The organism is Clostridium ganghwense, assembly GCF_026735165.1.
In the GTDB taxonomy this organism is placed as follows: domain Bacteria; phylum Bacillota; class Clostridia; order Clostridiales; family Clostridiaceae; genus Clostridium_H; species Clostridium_H ganghwense.
In genome coordinates, this window is the sequence record NZ_JAPQES010000007.1 from 46,303 (window position 1) to 61,771 (window position 15,469).

Annotated in this window: 16 protein-coding genes; all 16 read left to right on the plus strand. The window is 29.0% G+C overall.

What is annotated here, in order from left to right:
• Positions 1 to 18: 18 nt before the first annotated feature.
• The 16 genes from OXH55_RS20145 (at position 19) to OXH55_RS17085 (ending at position 15,403) form a co-directional block, all read left to right on the plus strand.
• Positions 19 to 195 (plus strand): YlbF family regulator, encoded by a 177-nt coding sequence (locus OXH55_RS20145; protein WP_336296793.1) that lies wholly within the window; start codon positions 19 to 21, stop codon positions 193 to 195.
• Complete coding sequence (locus tag OXH55_RS20065) at positions 182 to 370, plus strand: YlbF family regulator (RefSeq protein WP_272509099.1); 189 nt, start codon at positions 182 to 184, stop codon at positions 368 to 370. The genes OXH55_RS20145 and OXH55_RS20065 overlap by 14 nt, the downstream gene beginning before the upstream one ends.
• 142 nt (positions 371 to 512) lie before the next feature.
• Positions 513 to 2,336, plus strand: coding sequence for a translational GTPase TypA (typA, locus tag OXH55_RS17020; protein ID WP_268051288.1), 1,824 nt, complete (start codon positions 513 to 515; stop codon positions 2,334 to 2,336).
• 22 nt (positions 2,337 to 2,358) lie between these two features.
• Positions 2,359 to 3,372, plus strand: a complete 1,014-nt coding sequence (gene mltG / locus OXH55_RS17025; protein WP_268051289.1) for an endolytic transglycosylase MltG — start codon at positions 2,359 to 2,361, stop codon at positions 3,370 to 3,372.
• A 44-nt stretch (positions 3,373 to 3,416) separates the two neighbouring features.
• Positions 3,417 to 4,073: an O-methyltransferase gene (locus tag OXH55_RS17030; protein ID WP_268051290.1), complete on the plus strand. Its 657-nt coding sequence runs from the start codon at positions 3,417 to 3,419 to the stop codon at positions 4,071 to 4,073.
• Positions 4,066 to 5,289 carry a peptidase U32 family protein gene (locus OXH55_RS17035; protein ID WP_268051291.1) on the plus strand — a complete coding sequence of 408 codons (1,224 nt, stop codon included), beginning with the start codon at positions 4,066 to 4,068 and terminating at the stop codon, positions 5,287 to 5,289. The genes OXH55_RS17030 and OXH55_RS17035 overlap by 8 nt, the downstream gene beginning before the upstream one ends.
• 5 nt (positions 5,290 to 5,294) lie before the next feature.
• Entirely contained in the window at positions 5,295 to 5,921 is a 627-nt protein-coding gene (gene udk / locus OXH55_RS17040; RefSeq protein ID WP_268051292.1) for a uridine kinase, read from the plus strand.
• Positions 5,922 to 5,983: 62 nt separating this feature from the next.
• Entirely contained in the window at positions 5,984 to 7,642 is a 1,659-nt protein-coding gene (locus tag OXH55_RS17045) for a penicillin-binding transpeptidase domain-containing protein (protein ID WP_268051293.1), read from the plus strand.
• 66 nt (positions 7,643 to 7,708) lie between these two features.
• Positions 7,709 to 8,413 carry an RNA polymerase sporulation sigma factor SigK gene (sigK, locus tag OXH55_RS17050; protein WP_268051294.1) on the plus strand — a complete coding sequence of 235 codons (705 nt, stop codon included), beginning with the start codon at positions 7,709 to 7,711 and terminating at the stop codon, positions 8,411 to 8,413.
• 196 nt (positions 8,414 to 8,609) lie between these two features.
• Complete coding sequence (locus OXH55_RS17055; RefSeq protein WP_272509103.1) at positions 8,610 to 9,665, plus strand: type IV pilus twitching motility protein PilT; 1,056 nt, start codon at positions 8,610 to 8,612, stop codon at positions 9,663 to 9,665.
• 269 nt (positions 9,666 to 9,934) lie between these two features.
• Positions 9,935 to 11,191, plus strand: a complete 1,257-nt coding sequence (gene ftsA / locus OXH55_RS17060; RefSeq protein ID WP_268051295.1) for a cell division protein FtsA — start codon at positions 9,935 to 9,937, stop codon at positions 11,189 to 11,191.
• A 16-nt stretch (positions 11,192 to 11,207) separates the two neighbouring features.
• Positions 11,208 to 12,350 carry a cell division protein FtsZ gene (gene ftsZ / locus OXH55_RS17065; RefSeq protein ID WP_268051296.1) on the plus strand — a complete coding sequence of 381 codons (1,143 nt, stop codon included), beginning with the start codon at positions 11,208 to 11,210 and terminating at the stop codon, positions 12,348 to 12,350.
• Positions 12,351 to 12,504: 154 nt separating this feature from the next.
• Positions 12,505 to 13,299, plus strand: coding sequence for a sigma-E processing peptidase SpoIIGA (gene spoIIGA / locus OXH55_RS17070; RefSeq protein WP_268051298.1), 795 nt, complete (start codon positions 12,505 to 12,507; stop codon positions 13,297 to 13,299).
• A gap of 14 nt (positions 13,300 to 13,313) precedes the next feature.
• Positions 13,314 to 14,021, plus strand: coding sequence for an RNA polymerase sporulation sigma factor SigE (gene sigE / locus OXH55_RS17075; protein WP_268051299.1), 708 nt, complete (start codon positions 13,314 to 13,316; stop codon positions 14,019 to 14,021).
• A 72-nt stretch (positions 14,022 to 14,093) separates the two neighbouring features.
• Positions 14,094 to 14,867 carry an RNA polymerase sporulation sigma factor SigG gene (sigG, locus tag OXH55_RS17080; protein ID WP_268051300.1) on the plus strand — a complete coding sequence of 258 codons (774 nt, stop codon included), beginning with the start codon at positions 14,094 to 14,096 and terminating at the stop codon, positions 14,865 to 14,867.
• A 281-nt stretch (positions 14,868 to 15,148) separates the two neighbouring features.
• Positions 15,149 to 15,403: a YlmC/YmxH family sporulation protein gene (locus OXH55_RS17085; protein WP_268051301.1), complete on the plus strand. Its 255-nt coding sequence runs from the start codon at positions 15,149 to 15,151 to the stop codon at positions 15,401 to 15,403.
• Positions 15,404 to 15,469: the final 66 nt, after the last annotated feature.

Consider the following 15,469-nt stretch of genomic DNA (forward strand, 5'->3'; position numbering starts at 1 on the left):
AATAGTGGGGGGACTGCTGTGAATGTTTATGATAAGGTGCATGAGCTTGCTAATGTATTAAAAGATTGTGATGAAGTAAAAAAATTTAGAGAAGCTTCTAAAAAAATTGAAACAAATGATAAAAATAAAAAAATGCTAGATGATTTTAGAAAAATTCAATTTCAGGCTTATTCTGAACAAATTGAAAAAAGGTGAAATATCAAAAGGAACTAAGGAAAAATTACAAAATATGGGTTCGGTTGTTTCTATGAATCCTGTTGTTAATGAATATTTGCAAGCTGAAGCAAGATTTGGAATGCTATGGGAAGATATTATGAAAATATTGAATGACTCAATAGGAATTAATCTTTCCTTAGGAAATGAAAAGTAAGTTTTTGACAAATGTTGACTTTTTAAACGTATAATATTAGAATAATTATGATAAGTGTAAAATTGGGTACTATAAAGTATCCAATTTTTATTTGTACAATTATAGAATTTGTGCTAAAGTGCAAAAATATGGAGGAAACGAAATGGAATTATTTACAAGAAACGATATTAGAAACATTGCAATTATTGCGCATGTTGATCACGGAAAAACTACTTTGGTAGATGCTATGTTAAAACAAAGTCATGTTTTTAGAGATAACGAGCAAGTTGAAGAAAGAGTTATGGATTCAAATGATTTGGAAAAAGAAAGAGGTATAACAATACTTTCTAAGAATACTTCTATTTCATATAATGGAGTTAAAGTAAACATAGTTGATACTCCAGGACATGCTGACTTTGGTGGTGAGGTTGAGCGTGTATTAAAAATGGTTGATAGTGTTATTTTGGTTGTTGATTCCTATGAAGGGGCTATGCCTCAAACTAAATTTGTGTTAAAAAAGGCATTAGAATTAAAATTAAAACCTATAGTTGTAATCAACAAGATAGATAAACCTAATGCAAGATCAGAAGAGGTTATTGATGAAGTATTTGATTTATTTGTTGAATTAGGAGCTGACGATGAACAACTTGATTTTCCAATAGTATATGCATCAGCAAAAGGTGGATATGCTAAGAAAGAGTTAAGTGATGCAGATGAAAATATGATACCATTATTTGATACTGTAATAAAGAATGTAAAAGCTCCAACAGGATATATAGATAAACCTCTTCAACTATTAGTTACAACAATTGATTATAATGAGTATGTAGGAAGAATAGGTATCGGTAAGATTGAAAGAGGAGAAATTAAGAAGAATCAACAAGTAAGTGTACTAGGAAGAGATGGTTCTAAAAAGAATGTTAAGATTTCAAACCTATATGTTTACAGTGGGCTAAAAAGAGAAGAAGTGGAAGTGGCAAAACTTGGTGATATAGTCGCTGTTGCAGGTATACCAGATATAAATATTGGAGAGACTATAGCTGATACATCTTGCCCAGAAGCTTTACCTTTTGTAGAAATTGATGAGCCTACGTTAAGTATGTATTTTATGGTTAATAATTCACCTTTTGCAGGACAAGAAGGAGACTTTGTAACATCTAGACAAGTGAGAGATAGATTGTTTAAGGAATTAGAGACTAATGTAAGCTTGAAAATTGAAGAAACGGATTCAGCAGATTCTTTTAAAGTAAGTGGTAGAGGAGAATTACATCTTTCAATATTAATTGAAACTATGAGAAGAGAAGGGTATGAATTCCAAGTTTCAAAACCATCTGTTATATACCATGAAGAAAATGGAGTGAAACTTGAGCCTATTGAATTCTTAACGATTGATGTCCCAGAAGAGTTTATGGGAGTGGTTATGGAAAAATTAGGACCTAGAAAAGCTGAAATGATAAATATGACTTCAGCCGTTAATGGATATACAAGGTTAGAATTTAAAATACCAGCTAGAGGTTTAATAGGATTTAGAAATGAATTTATGACTGATACAAAAGGTAATGGTATAATGAATCACGTTTTTGATAGTTATGAACCTTATAAAGGAGACATACCTGAGAGAACAAGAGGGTCTATTGTAGCTTTTGAAATGGGAGAAGCAGTAACATATGGATTGTTTAATGCTCAAGAAAGAGGTAGATTATTTATTACACCAGGAACTAAAGTTTATGAGGGAATGGTAGCTGGAGAATGTTCAAGAGCAGAAGATATAGATGTAAATGTATGTAAGAAAAAGCAATTAACTAATACGAGATCTTCAGGTGCTGATGAAGCATTGAAACTTGTTCCAGCAGTTCAAATGAGCCTTGAACAGTGTATTGAATTTATTGCTTCAGATGAATATGTTGAAGTAACTCCTGAAAACATAAGAATGAGAAAGAGCATATTAGATAGTACAGAAAGAAAAAGAGCTTCAAGAAAAAAATAATAATTTTTTATGAGGTGAATGCATGAAAAATAAGAAAGTATTTGCCGTAGCTGTAATTGTTGTATTATCAGTAATAGGTTTAATATCATTTAAATTTCTTAATAATATAAAGCATCCCTTTAATGCAAAAACTGGTAAAATACCAGTTTTTGTCCATAAAGGAGATTCTTTATTTAATGTCATTAGTGATTTAAATACGAAAGGAGTAATTAAAAATGAGTATTTAATTAAGTTCTATATAAAGAATAAAGAATTAGATACTAATATTAAACCTGGTAAGTATTTGATTTCTAATGATGTTTCTATTAAAGAATTTGTGGAGATTTTAAATGAAGGTAAAATGGAAAAAAATTCAATGCGCATAACAATTCCAGAAGGGTATGATATTGAACGTATAGCTAATATAATGGATGAAAGCGGTATAATTTCTAAGAATGAATTTCTTAAAAGTTGCAAAGAATATACTATTCCTTCTTTTATAAAAGCTGAAAAAGATGTAAGGTACGCTTTAGAAGGATATTTATTTCCAGATACTTATGAATTTGAAAAAGGTATTACCGGTGAAAAAATACTTGATATAATGTTAAGTAGATTTGAAAAAGTGATAGAGGATATTGGAAAAGAGGAAAATAAAAAAATAGATAATTTACAAGAGTTGATTACTGTGGCATCAATAATAGAAAAAGAGGCTAGAGTAGACGAGGATAGAGCTAAGATTGCTTCTGTATTTTATAATAGATTAAATAAAGGAATGAAACTGCAAGTAGATGCTACTGTTTTATATGCACTTGAAGACCACAGAAGATTATCTTTAAAAGATTTAAAAGTTGAATCACCATATAATACATATACAATTAAAGGGCTTCCACCTGGACCAATATGCTCTCCAGGTATAGCGTGTATTAAAGCAGCATTGAATCCAGAAAATACAGATTTTATTTATTATGTACTACAAGATAAAAAAAAGCATTATTTTACTAATAATTACAAAGAATTTTTAAAAGCTAAAAGTTTATATAAAAAGCAGATTAAGTAATTTTGGTAATAATAGAGTAAGTGCTTAAGTTTGGAGGAAAGTTAATGAGCGGAATAGCACATGACTATATGACTGATTACATAAGGGAATTAATTCCACAAGAAGAAGGGATTTTAAAAAAATTAGAAGAATTTGCAGAAGAAAATAGAGTACCAATAGTTCAAAAAGAAGTTGCTAATTTTTTAAAATTTATGATAAATATGCAAAAACCTAAAAAGATTTTAGAATTAGGTACAGCAATAGGATATTCATCAATTCTTATGTATTTATCTTCAAAAAGCATAAGTAGAATAACAACAATTGAAAGAGATAAAAAAATGATTCAAATAGCTGAAGAGAATATAAAAAAGTATGGATTTGAGAATAATATTAATATACTTGAAGGGGAATGTTTGGAAGTCCTTGAAAAATTAGAAGATGAATATGATATGATTTTTATGGATGCTGGAAAGGGACACTATAATCATTTTTTACCTCACTGTTTAAGGTTATTGAAAAAAGATGGTGTTATTATAGCAGATAATGTATTATTCAGAGGAATGGTAGCTTCTGATGAATTAGTAAAAAGAAGAAAAATTACAATTGTTAAAAGAATGAGAAGTTACTTAGATTTAGTATCAAAAGATAAAGAACTTATTACTTCTGTAATACCTATGGGTGATGGTATCGCAGTTACTACGAGGAGGAATACTAATGAGTAGACCTGAAATATTAGCTCCTGCTGGGAACTTAGAAAAATTAAAAACAGCTATTGATTTTGGTGCAGATGCTGTATATTTAGGTGGCAGTAAGCTTAATTTAAGAGCTCTTGCAGACAATTTTGATAATGAAAAATTAAAAGAAGGTTTAAAATATGCTCATGATAGAAATAGAAAAGTTTATGTTACAATTAATGTATTTCCACATAATGATGATTTAGAGGGACTAGAGGAATATTTGAAAGAATTGTATGATATGGGGGTAGATGCTATAATAGCTTCCGATCCAGGAATTATAAGTACTGCAAGGGATGTAGTTCCACATTTAGAAGTCCATTTAAGTACTCAAGCTAACAATGTAAATTGGAAAGCGGCATTATTTTGGCATAAGATAGGAATAAAAAGAATAGTACTAGCTAGAGAATTATCTTTAGAAGAAATAAAAGAAATGAGAAGAAAGTTACCAGATACATGTGAAATAGAAGCATTTGTACATGGTTCTATGTGTATTTCTTATTCTGGAAGATGTTTATTATCAAATTATATGACTGGAAGAGATTCTAATAGAGGTCTTTGTGCGCAACCATGTAGATATGAGTATTATTTGATGGAGGAAAAGAGACCGGGTGAATATTTTCCAGTATACGAGGATGAAAGAGGTACTTATGTTTTAAACTCTAAGGATATGTGTATGATTGAACATATACCTGAATTAGTTGAAGCTGGTATTCATTCGTTTAAGATAGAAGGAAGAATGAAAAGTTCATATTATGTTGCTTCTGTAGTTAAAGCATATAGAGAAGCATTAGATTCATATTTAGAAAATCCAAGTGAATATAAATTTAAAGAAAAATGGTTAGAATATTTAATGAAACCAAGTCATAGACAGTATTGTACTGGATTCTACTTTGGAGATAAGAATATTCAAACTTATGATTCATCTTCATATGTAAGAAATTATGACATAATAGGAATTGTAAAGGAATATAATACTGATACCGCTACAGCTACAATAGAACAAAGAAATAGAGTGTTTGACGGAGAAAAAGTAGAGATTTTAAGAGCAAAAGGAGACAGCTTTGAAGTAGCTTTGGAAGATATGAAAGATAAAAATGGTAAAAAGATTGATGCTGCACGTTCAGCACAAATGATATTTACTGTAAAAACTAATCTTGAATTGAAAGAAAGAGATATACTAATAAAAGCTAAGGAGAAATAAGAAGAATGAAGAGACCAATTTTAGTAGGAATTACAGGTGGTACAGGTTCCGGAAAGAGTACTGTAGCTAATAAGCTTTATGAAAGTTTTAATGAAGAATGTATTGCTATGATAGAACAGGATGCATATTACAAGGATCAAAGCTATTTAACTTTTGAAGAAAGAGTTAAAACAAATTATGATCATCCAGATGCATTTGATACTCCACTACTTGTGGAGCATCTTGAAAAATTGTTGGATGGACAAACTATTTATAAACCTATATATGATTATAAAATACATAATAGAAAAGAGGAAACTGTAAAGGTTGAATCTAAAGAAATAATTATTGTTGAAGGAATACTTATACTGCAAGAGCCTACTATAAGAGAACTATTAGATATTAAAATCTATGTTGATACAGATGATGATGTTAGAATTATAAGAAGAATGTTGAGAGATATAAATGAAAGAGGAAGAACTGTAGAGTCTGTTATTGAGCAATATTTGCAGGTGGTTAAACCTATGCATACTCAATTTACTGAGCCAACAAAAAGATATGCAGATATAATAGTACCAGAAGGCGGACAAAATAAAGTTGCTATAGATATTTTAGTATCTAAAATGAAGCAAATATTATTAGAAGACAAATAAGAAATATATGGAATAAAACACCTCGGTTTAGGTTAGAATTTAGCTTAAAGGGGTGTTTTTTTATGGAAGATAAAATTTATAAAAGACGAGAATATATTATTTTTATGATATTTTTATCTCTACTTATGTTGTTAGTAGGAAAAATACTAATTTTTCAATATTTTGATTCAGCAGAATTAAAAGTTATGGCAGAGAATCAATATCAATATAAAGAAAAAATAAGCGAATTAAATTACCTACTTCTAGATCATGATGGTAAAGATTTATTAAATTATTCTAATGAATATTATGCAGTTATAGATCCATATAGTTATACTTTAAATGATTACTATACTAAAAAGGACGATTTGTATGCACTTAATATAATTCTTAAAAATTATAATAAAGAATATGATATAGAGAATATAGAGTTAAAAAATAAGAGCCAAAAAATTAAATGGCGTATAGACGAAACAACTTATAATAAATTGAGAAAAATTAAAGGAGTAAAAGGTTTTTATACATATAAATATGTTAATGTGGATAGAAAGAATGGGTGGTGGAATGTTGAAAATCTTCTAACTAACATATATAAAATTAATGCTAAAGGAGAAAAAGAAGAAAAGAGTAAAGAATCTATAGAACATAAAATAAAGGAAAGAACTAAGGATAACCAATTTGTATATAATGTTTTTAAGAAAGATGTTAATGGTAATATATATAATGAATACTTAACACATCCTCAAAATAATGTTAATGTAAGATTAACATTGGATAAGTATCTACAAGATACTATAAAACAGATTTTAAATAAAAAACCTTATAATTCCTATAATCAAGTTGGGGTAGTCTTAATGGAGAGTCATACAGGCAAAATAAGAGCTATGGTTCAAAAAGATGATTTTAAACCTAATATTAATCTTGGAATTTCAACAAACCATGGTTTTTTTCCGGGATCTATTTTTAAAGTTATAGTAGAGGAAGCTGGATTAGATACAGCGAAAATATCATTAAATCATATATATAATCTCAATCCTAATTTAAGTAAGAGATACAAGGGGCATGAAAGGAAAGAGAGCATGAATTGTGAAGAAGCTTTGATTGAATCTTCCAATGATATTTATGCTCAAATTGGAATAGATGTGGGAATTAAAAATATTAAATCGTTTACTAAGAATCAAGGATTAATGGATAAGGTGCTTAACTTTGATGAAGAAACACATGGATGTTTTGAAGGTAATGATAATGAAGTTGGAGATGTAGAATTAACATCTTTTGGCCAAAAACAAAGAATAACTCCAATAGAAGCAATAAGTATACCTAATACAGTTATAAATAACGGCATATATGTTAAGCCATATTTAATTGAGGCATATGTAGATGAAGACAATAATGTCATTGAAGAATTTACTACAGATGAAAAAAAAGTTTTAAGTATTAATACGGCTAATATACTAAAAAAACAAATGATTAAAGTAGTTACAGCACCATATGGTACAGGGAAAAAAGCATATATTGATAGTGTAGAAATAGGAGGAAAAACTGGTACTGCCGAGCGTGAAGAAGGAAAAGATAAATTTTATGATGGATGGTTTGCAGGATTTTTTAAGATAGATGAAGAATATTATTCAATGATTGTTTTTGTAAAGGATATTGGTGATTATAAGAGTGGAGGAAATACAGCTGCACCTATTTTTAAAGAAATTATAAAAGAAACTTATAATTACTTAAAGAAATTTTAGGTGTACATGCAAATTTTTTATTGTCAATCATATTATAATAATAAGCACTATTAGGAGGATATCCTTGTGTTTTTTATTAATTGTTTATTTAATATGATTGAAAATATGACTTTTTTAACCGCTTATGTGAGTAATGGAACTTCATTTCCACAGCCTTTAGATGAAAAAGAAGAGAAATATTATTTGAAAAAGCTTAAAGAAGGCGATGCTATATCTAAAAGTATTCTTATAGAAAGAAATCTTAGACTTGTAGCTCATATTGTAAAGAAATATTCTTATCCTCATAAGGATATTGATGATTTAATATCAATAGGTACAGTTGGACTTATTAAAGCGATAGATTCCTTTGATAGTTCTAAAGGAACAAGGCTTGCAACTTATGCAGCTAGATGTATTGAAAATGAGATATTGATGCTTATTAGAAATACCAAAAAGATTAAGAGTGAAGTTTATCTTCAAGATCCTATTGGAGTAGACAAAGAAGGAAATGAAATTTCATTAATGGATGTTTTAAGCAGCGGTGATGATTCGGTTATTGAAATTGTTGAAAATAGGATACAGATAAAAAAACTTTATGATAAAATAAATGACTGCTTAACTGAAAGAGAAAAAATAATTATTAAAATGAGATATGGACTTGCGGATGGAAAGCCTAGAACGCAAAGAGAGATAGCGAAACTTTTAGAAATATCCAGATCCTATGTGTCGAGGATTGAAAAAAGAGCTTTAAAAAAATTATATAAAGAATTTAACTCCACCAATAGAAAATAAACATTTATCAAGATAGTTGGCGTTATATGCCAACTATTTGAAATTGTTTTAATTTACTATTTATTATAAAATGATTTTAGGTGTTAAAATTTATAAATAGTTTACGAAAATATAAATAATAAATAAAAATGCAATAGATAATAATTTATGTAGAAATTTCAAAAGCTTAATCACAAAAATATAGGAGGAAAACAAGTTGATGACATTAAATGAACTGTTGGAAAAAACTGTAAATGAAAATGCTTCGGATTTACACTTAACTGTTGGAATATCACCGATAATAAGAGTAAATGGAGAACTTATACGTATAGGGGATAAAAAACTAACAAGTACTGACACTGAAAGATACGTAAAAGAAATTTTAGGAGATATGTATGATGAATATGAAAATAGAGGAGAAATAGATACATCACTGTCTTTACCTGGAATAGGAAGATTTAGAGTTAATGCATATAAACAGAGAGGGAGTCATGCTATTGCTATAAGGGTAGTGGCACTAAGAATTCCTAATTTAAGTGAATTAAAGATGCCGCCAGTAGTTAAAGAATTAACCAATAAGCAAAGAGGACTTATACTTGTTACAGGACCAACAGGTAGTGGAAAAAGCACAACTCTTGCAGCAATGATTAATGAAATTAATGCAACAAGAGCAGCACATATTATAACTTTAGAAGATCCGGTTGAATATATGCATAAGCATAATAAATCTATAATTAATCAAAGAGAAATTGGAAAGGATACATTATCCTATCAGGCTGCTTTAAGGGCTGCTTTAAGAGAAGATCCAGATGTTGTTCTTGTAGGAGAAATGAGAGATCTTGAGACTATATCAATAGCTATTACTGCTGCTGAAACAGGGCATTTGGTTTTATCAACTGTACATACCATCGGAGCTGCAAAAACAATTGATAGAATTATAGATGTTTTTCCTCCATATCAACAACAACAAATTAAAATTCAGCTGGCAGCTGTACTGGAAGGGATTATTTCACAACAATTAATACCAAAAATTGATGGCAAAGGTAGAGCTGCTGCATTGGAAATTATGGTGTTAAATTCTGCTATTCAGAATTTGATAAGAGAAGGAAAAACTCATCAAATACAATCTTCTATTCAAACAGGAAGTAAATATGGGATGAAAACTATGGATATGAGCCTTGTAGATTTATATAGACGAGGATTAATATCTTATGAAAATGCTTTGACGGCATCAATTGATAGAAATATGATAAAAAGAATGATTGAATTATAAGAAATAAATTACAGAGGATTAATTTTTAAGTATGTGTGATTTTGTAGTTTTAATTCGTTATAAAAGATGGTATATAAATAATATTTATGATAAAATTATATGTGTATTACAAGAAATACATGGGTAAAAATTACATAACAGTATTTTATTTGATAATATATTTAAAAAGAATCATATTAAATATAAAAAATTATTTAAATTTAAAGGGAAAATGAATCTTTTGTTGAATATATATTTTTAGAGGATTTCTGTAAGGGAGGGAAAACCAGATGCACGAATATATAGTTGGGCTTGATATTGGATCATCGAATGTATATGGTGCTGTTGGAAAAGTAGATATTGAAGGAGAAATCCGTATAATTGGAATTACTGCTGTAAAATGCAATGGACTAAAAAAGTCTGTTGTAGTAGATATAGATAGTACCTCTCAGTCAATTAAAGAATGTATTAAAAATTTAGAGAGAATGGTAGACATAAGTATTTCTGATGTTTATATAACTTTGCCAGCAGGAATCAGTGAGTTAGTTTGGAATAAAGGAATTGTGGCTGTGTCCGCGGACGATAAAGAAATTAAAGAGAATGATGTATTAAGAGTACTTGATGCTGCAAGATTAATATCTGTACCACAAGATAAAGAAATTATTGGAGTTGTTCCTTATCAATACATAGTGGATGGATATGATCACATAATTGAACCTGTAGGAATGAGTGGAACGAGACTAGAGGTAGATGCCCAAATAGTAATGGCACAGAGTACAGTAGTAAATAATCTTAGAAAAAGTATAAATAGAGCAGGTATTAGTATTGCAGGAGAAGTTCTTCAGCAACAAGCAATTTCACAAGTTGCTTCAAATAAGGAAGAAATAAATATGGGAGTTGCTTTTGTTGATATTGGAGCGCAAACAACTGATATTTCTATTTATAAAAGGGAAAATCTTTGTTATACTAGTATGGTACCACTCGGTGGGGACAATATTACAAATGATATATCAATATGCTTAAAAATTCCATTTGCAGAAGCTGAGAAGCTTAAAACGAAATATGGTGAGTTAAGTAAAAAATATGATGAAGAGAATAGAAAAATAGCTGTTAATGCAGGATACAATCATTCTATAGAAGCAGATCTTGGTTATTTACAGAATGTAATTGAAGCAAGGACTGAAGAAATCTTATATTATGTTAAGGACAAGCTAGAACAAAGTAAGTATAATGATGAAATTTCTGGAGTAGTTATAGTTGGGGGTGGATTAGCTTTATTCAAAGGTATTGATGAGTATGCTTCTAAAATATTAGGAAAATCAGTTAAGATTGGTTTTCCAAATTACATTGGTGCTGCAAGTCCAGTATATGCTACAGTTGTAGGTATTATTAAAGATGTTGTTAGTTCTTTACGAATAAGTAAGAATTCAGATGAAGCAAAAAAAGAAGTAAGTAGTAATTCAAAGATAAAAACTAATATTAATAAAAAAGAAAATGAAGACAGTTTCGTGTCAAAACTAAAAGAATTTTTCACAGAGTTTTTTTAGTAAGGAGGTTATTATTGTGCTAGATTTTGATGTTGATGTTCAACAATTTGCTCAAATAAAAGTAATAGGTTGTGGTGGCGGCGGGAACAATGCTGTTAATAGAATGATTAAAGAAGGACTTAAAAATGTTGAGTTTATAGGTATAAATACAGATAAACAAGCATTAGCAGTTTCTCAAGCTTCACAAAAAATACAAGTAGGTGACAAATTAACAAAAGGATTGGGAGCAGGTGCTAATCCAGAAATAGGAAGAAAAGCTGCAGAAGAAAGCAAAGATGAAATATCTCAAGCTATAAAAGGTGCTGATATGGTATTTATTACAGCAGGAATGGGTGGTGGAACTGGAACGGGTGCTGCACCAGTTGTTGCTGAAATTGCTAAATCAATGGGAATTTTAACAGTTGGAGTTGTAACTAAACCTTTCCCTTTTGAAGGAAGAAAAAGAATGCTTCATGCAGAAATGGGAATTAAAAATTTAAAAGAGACTGTAGATACTTTGGTTACCATTCCTAATGAAAGATTATTAGCTATGGTTGATAAGAAAACTTCGCTAGTTGAAGCTTTTAAATTTGCTGATGATGTATTAAAACAAGGTGTACAAGGTATATCAGATTTAATTACTATTCCAGGTCTTGTAAACTTAGACTTTGCAGATGTAAGAACTATTATGTTAGACAAGGGATTAGCTCATATGGGTGTTGGAAAAGGAACTGGTGACAATAGAGCACAGGAAGCTGCAAAGCAGGCAATATCTAGTCCACTTTTGGAAACTTCTATTATGGGGGCTACAGGAGTTCTATTAAATGTTACTGGTGGAGGAGATCTAGGATTACTTGAAATAAATGAAGCTGCTGAAATAGTTCAAGAAGCAGCAGATCCAGATGCTAATATTATTTTTGGTGCTGTGATAGATGAAAATTTGAAAGATGAACTTAGAATTACTGTTATTGCAACAGGATTTGAAGAAAAGGTAGAAGGTCAAAAATTAACATCAAGTACCAGAGAAAGAGAAATAGAGAAAGAAAAAGAAAAAACATATGATAATAAGGAAGAGTTTAAAAATTCTTTCGATGAAGTTGCTACTTCTAGAGAAAGAGAAAGAGAATATACTCAGGTTGATTTAGAAGTTCCAGCTTTTTTAAGAAGACACCATAGATAAAAAAAGTGCTTATATAGCACTTTTTTTTTTATAAAAATAGAAGTGAATGGTGTAAATTGGAAATAAATGTAGATGATAAAAGTATCTTCAGGTATAGAAAATGACAAAATTTTGAAAAGAATAGTTATATAATTATTTCAAAGGGGGAAGGGAGTTGATAGTTTACTTAGATATATTTCTTATAGAAAATTTTATAGTAAATTTATTTTTGCTATATGTTACTACTCAGACTCTAAAGATTAGAACCAAAATGCTGAATAATATTTTAGCGGCTATGGTAGGTAGTGGATATGCTGTGATTGCAATATATACAAAATTTAATTATTTATCTTTTATTCCTATTAAGTTTATAGTTGCTGTAATTATGATATTGATACTGTTCAGAAAAAAAGATTTTTTATTCAATATTAAAGCTACTATTATATTTATTTTATATTCTATGCTTCTTGCAGGTTTATGTATATTTATTGAATTTAACAAAAGTGTAAGTATTAGTATGAGATTTAACGGGTTTTCTTATAAAATATTACTTTCTTCATTAATGATTATATATGTAGTTGTACATAGAATTCTTGTTTATGTTAAAGATAGAAAAAGTGTGATGAGACTAATCTATGATGTTGATATAGTTACAGATAAAGTTGAAAAAAAGGTTAAGGCATTTTTAGATACGGGAAACGAACTTAGAGAACCAATTACAAATTTACCAGTTATGATTGTTGAAAAAGATATCTTTAATGATATAAAAATCAGCGACAAAGAAAAGTTTTTAATTCCATATAAGGTGGTTAATGGATCTACAGGAAAATTAGAAGGATTTAGACCCCAATTAGTAAGGGTTTATAAAGAAAATACAGTTGAAAACTATCAGGTTATAGTTGCATTTTGTGAAAATCAGTTGAGTTCTTTAGATGATTATAATGCATTATTGTCTAGAGGCATTCTTTGAGGAGGGGTGAATTTTTGCTAAAGTTAAGTATAGTGTTAAACAGGTTATTATCTAAATTTAAAATTTTCTTTAAAAAAGTATATTTTATAGGGGGAAATGATGCACTGCCACCGCCACTTTCTAAGGAGGAAGAAGAAAATTTAGTTGCTAGAATAATAGGTGGAGATGAGAGTGTACGTACAATATTGATAGAGAGAAATTTAAGATTAGTAGTATATATTGCAAGAAAATTTGAAAATTCAGGTATTTTGGTTGAGGATTTAATATCTGTTGGAACTATAGGACTAATTAAAGCCGTTAATACGTTTGATCCAGAAAAAAAAATAAAATTAGCTACTTATGCTTCAAGGTGTATAGAAAATGAAATATTAATGTATCTAAGAAGAAATAATAAAATTAAGGCTGAAATTTCTTTCTATGAACCATTAAATACAGATTGGGATGGAAACAAGTTGCTTTTGTCAGATATTCTAGGTACTGAAAATGATATGGTATATAATTTAATTGAGGATGAAGTGGATAAACAACTATTATTCATTGCAATGAGAAAACTAAGTGAACGGGAAAAAGAGATAATTAAATTAAGGTTTGGATTAAGTGGTAATAGTGAAAAAACTCAAAAACAGGTTGCTGATATTCTTGGTATATCTCAGTCCTATATTTCCAGATTAGAGAAGAGGATAATCAAAAGATTAAAAAAAGAAATTAATAAAATGGTATAGATTGTCCTTAGTATAAAAATTAGCTTCTCAGGAGATAATAAGAATGCGACTACTCTGAGGGAGCTGATTTTTATGATGATAAATAAAGTGGAAATTTGTGGGGTAAACACTGCTAAATTACCTATATTGAAAGAAAATGAAATGAAAGAATTATTACTAAGGATGAAGGATGGTGACGCTGTTTCTAGGGAAAAATTTATCAGAGGAAATTTGAGATTGGTATTAAGTGTAATTCAACGATTTAATAATAGAGGAGAAAATGTAGACGATTTGTTCCAAGTAGGTTGTATAGGATTAATAAAAGCTATTGATAATTTTGATTTAAGTCAAAATGTTAAATTTTCTACTTATGCTGTTCCTATGATTATAGGGGAAATTAGAAGATATTTAAGAGATAATAATTCAATAAGAGTAAGCAGGTCATTAAGAGACATAGCATATAAAGCTTTACAGGTAAGAGATAAACTTGTAAATAAGCAAAATAAGGAACCTACTGTTTCACAAATTGCAAAAGAACTTAATATTCCAAGAGAGGAAGTTGTATTTGCGCTAGATGCCATTCAAGACCCTGTATCACTATTTGAGCCTATATATCATGATGGCGGAGATGCTTTATATGTTATGGATCAAATTAGTGATAGTAAAAGTGTTGATGAAAGTTGGCTTGAAAATATTTCTATTAAGGAAGCGATGAAAAGATTAAATGATAGAGAAAAATTAATATTAAATATGAGGTTTTTTCAAGGAAGAACTCAAATGGAGGTAGCAGATGAGATAGGAATTTCTCAAGCACAAGTTTCAAGGCTTGAAAAAACTGCATTAAAACATATGCGTAAGTATGTATAGAGCCGAAAGGCTCTATTTTTTATACCATATATTTTACTTACTAGTTTTTTAGTTTTAAATATACTAAATGCTTGATGCGTTTAGCTTTAGGAAGTTAGAAGTTTTATTTTATACATATCAAATTTAATGCGACCAGTTAGAATTACTCATTTTAACATAAAGTAAAAATCACTTAAAGTTTAATGAGCCTTATTCATAAAATGCAAATAAAAGTAATTATAATATAATAAAAGGCTTGTACATATATTAATAGAGAGAATATTATATGAGGGGGATTTAAAATGGCATTATATTCGATAAATAATTTAAAATTAATGGAGGTTATAGATATAAACACAGGTTCGAAAATTGGATACATAAGAGACTTAAAGATGGATTGCAATAATTATAGTATAATTTCAATAATAATACCTGCAGAAAAAACATCTTTGTTTAGTAAAAATAATTATATTGAAATTTTATGGGATAAAATTGTAAAAGTTGGTGTTGATGTAATCTTAGTTGATGAAAATATCGTTGATATAGATAATAAATAGTGGTAATTTATATGAAAAAAAGGTATAATGTTAAATGTAAAATAGTATAGAAAAAGGACGTGATAA

Coding starts and splice junctions, on each gene's coding strand:
- mltG (WP_268051289.1), top strand. CDS start 2,359: ATGAAAAATAAGAAAGTATTTGCCGTAGCTGTAATTGTTGTATTATCA.
- OXH55_RS17035 (WP_268051291.1), top strand. CDS start 4,066: ATGAGTAGACCTGAAATATTAGCTCCTGCTGGGAACTTAGAAAAATTA.
- typA (WP_268051288.1), top strand. CDS start 513: ATGGAATTATTTACAAGAAACGATATTAGAAACATTGCAATTATTGCG.
- OXH55_RS17030 (WP_268051290.1), top strand. CDS start 3,417: ATGAGCGGAATAGCACATGACTATATGACTGATTACATAAGGGAATTA.
- ftsA (WP_268051295.1), top strand. CDS start 9,935: ATGCACGAATATATAGTTGGGCTTGATATTGGATCATCGAATGTATAT.
- OXH55_RS17085 (WP_268051301.1), top strand. CDS start 15,149: ATGGCATTATATTCGATAAATAATTTAAAATTAATGGAGGTTATAGAT.
- OXH55_RS17045 (WP_268051293.1), top strand. CDS start 5,984: ATGGAAGATAAAATTTATAAAAGACGAGAATATATTATTTTTATGATA.
- sigG (WP_268051300.1), top strand. CDS start 14,094: ATGATGATAAATAAAGTGGAAATTTGTGGGGTAAACACTGCTAAATTA.
- udk (WP_268051292.1), top strand. CDS start 5,295: ATGAAGAGACCAATTTTAGTAGGAATTACAGGTGGTACAGGTTCCGGA.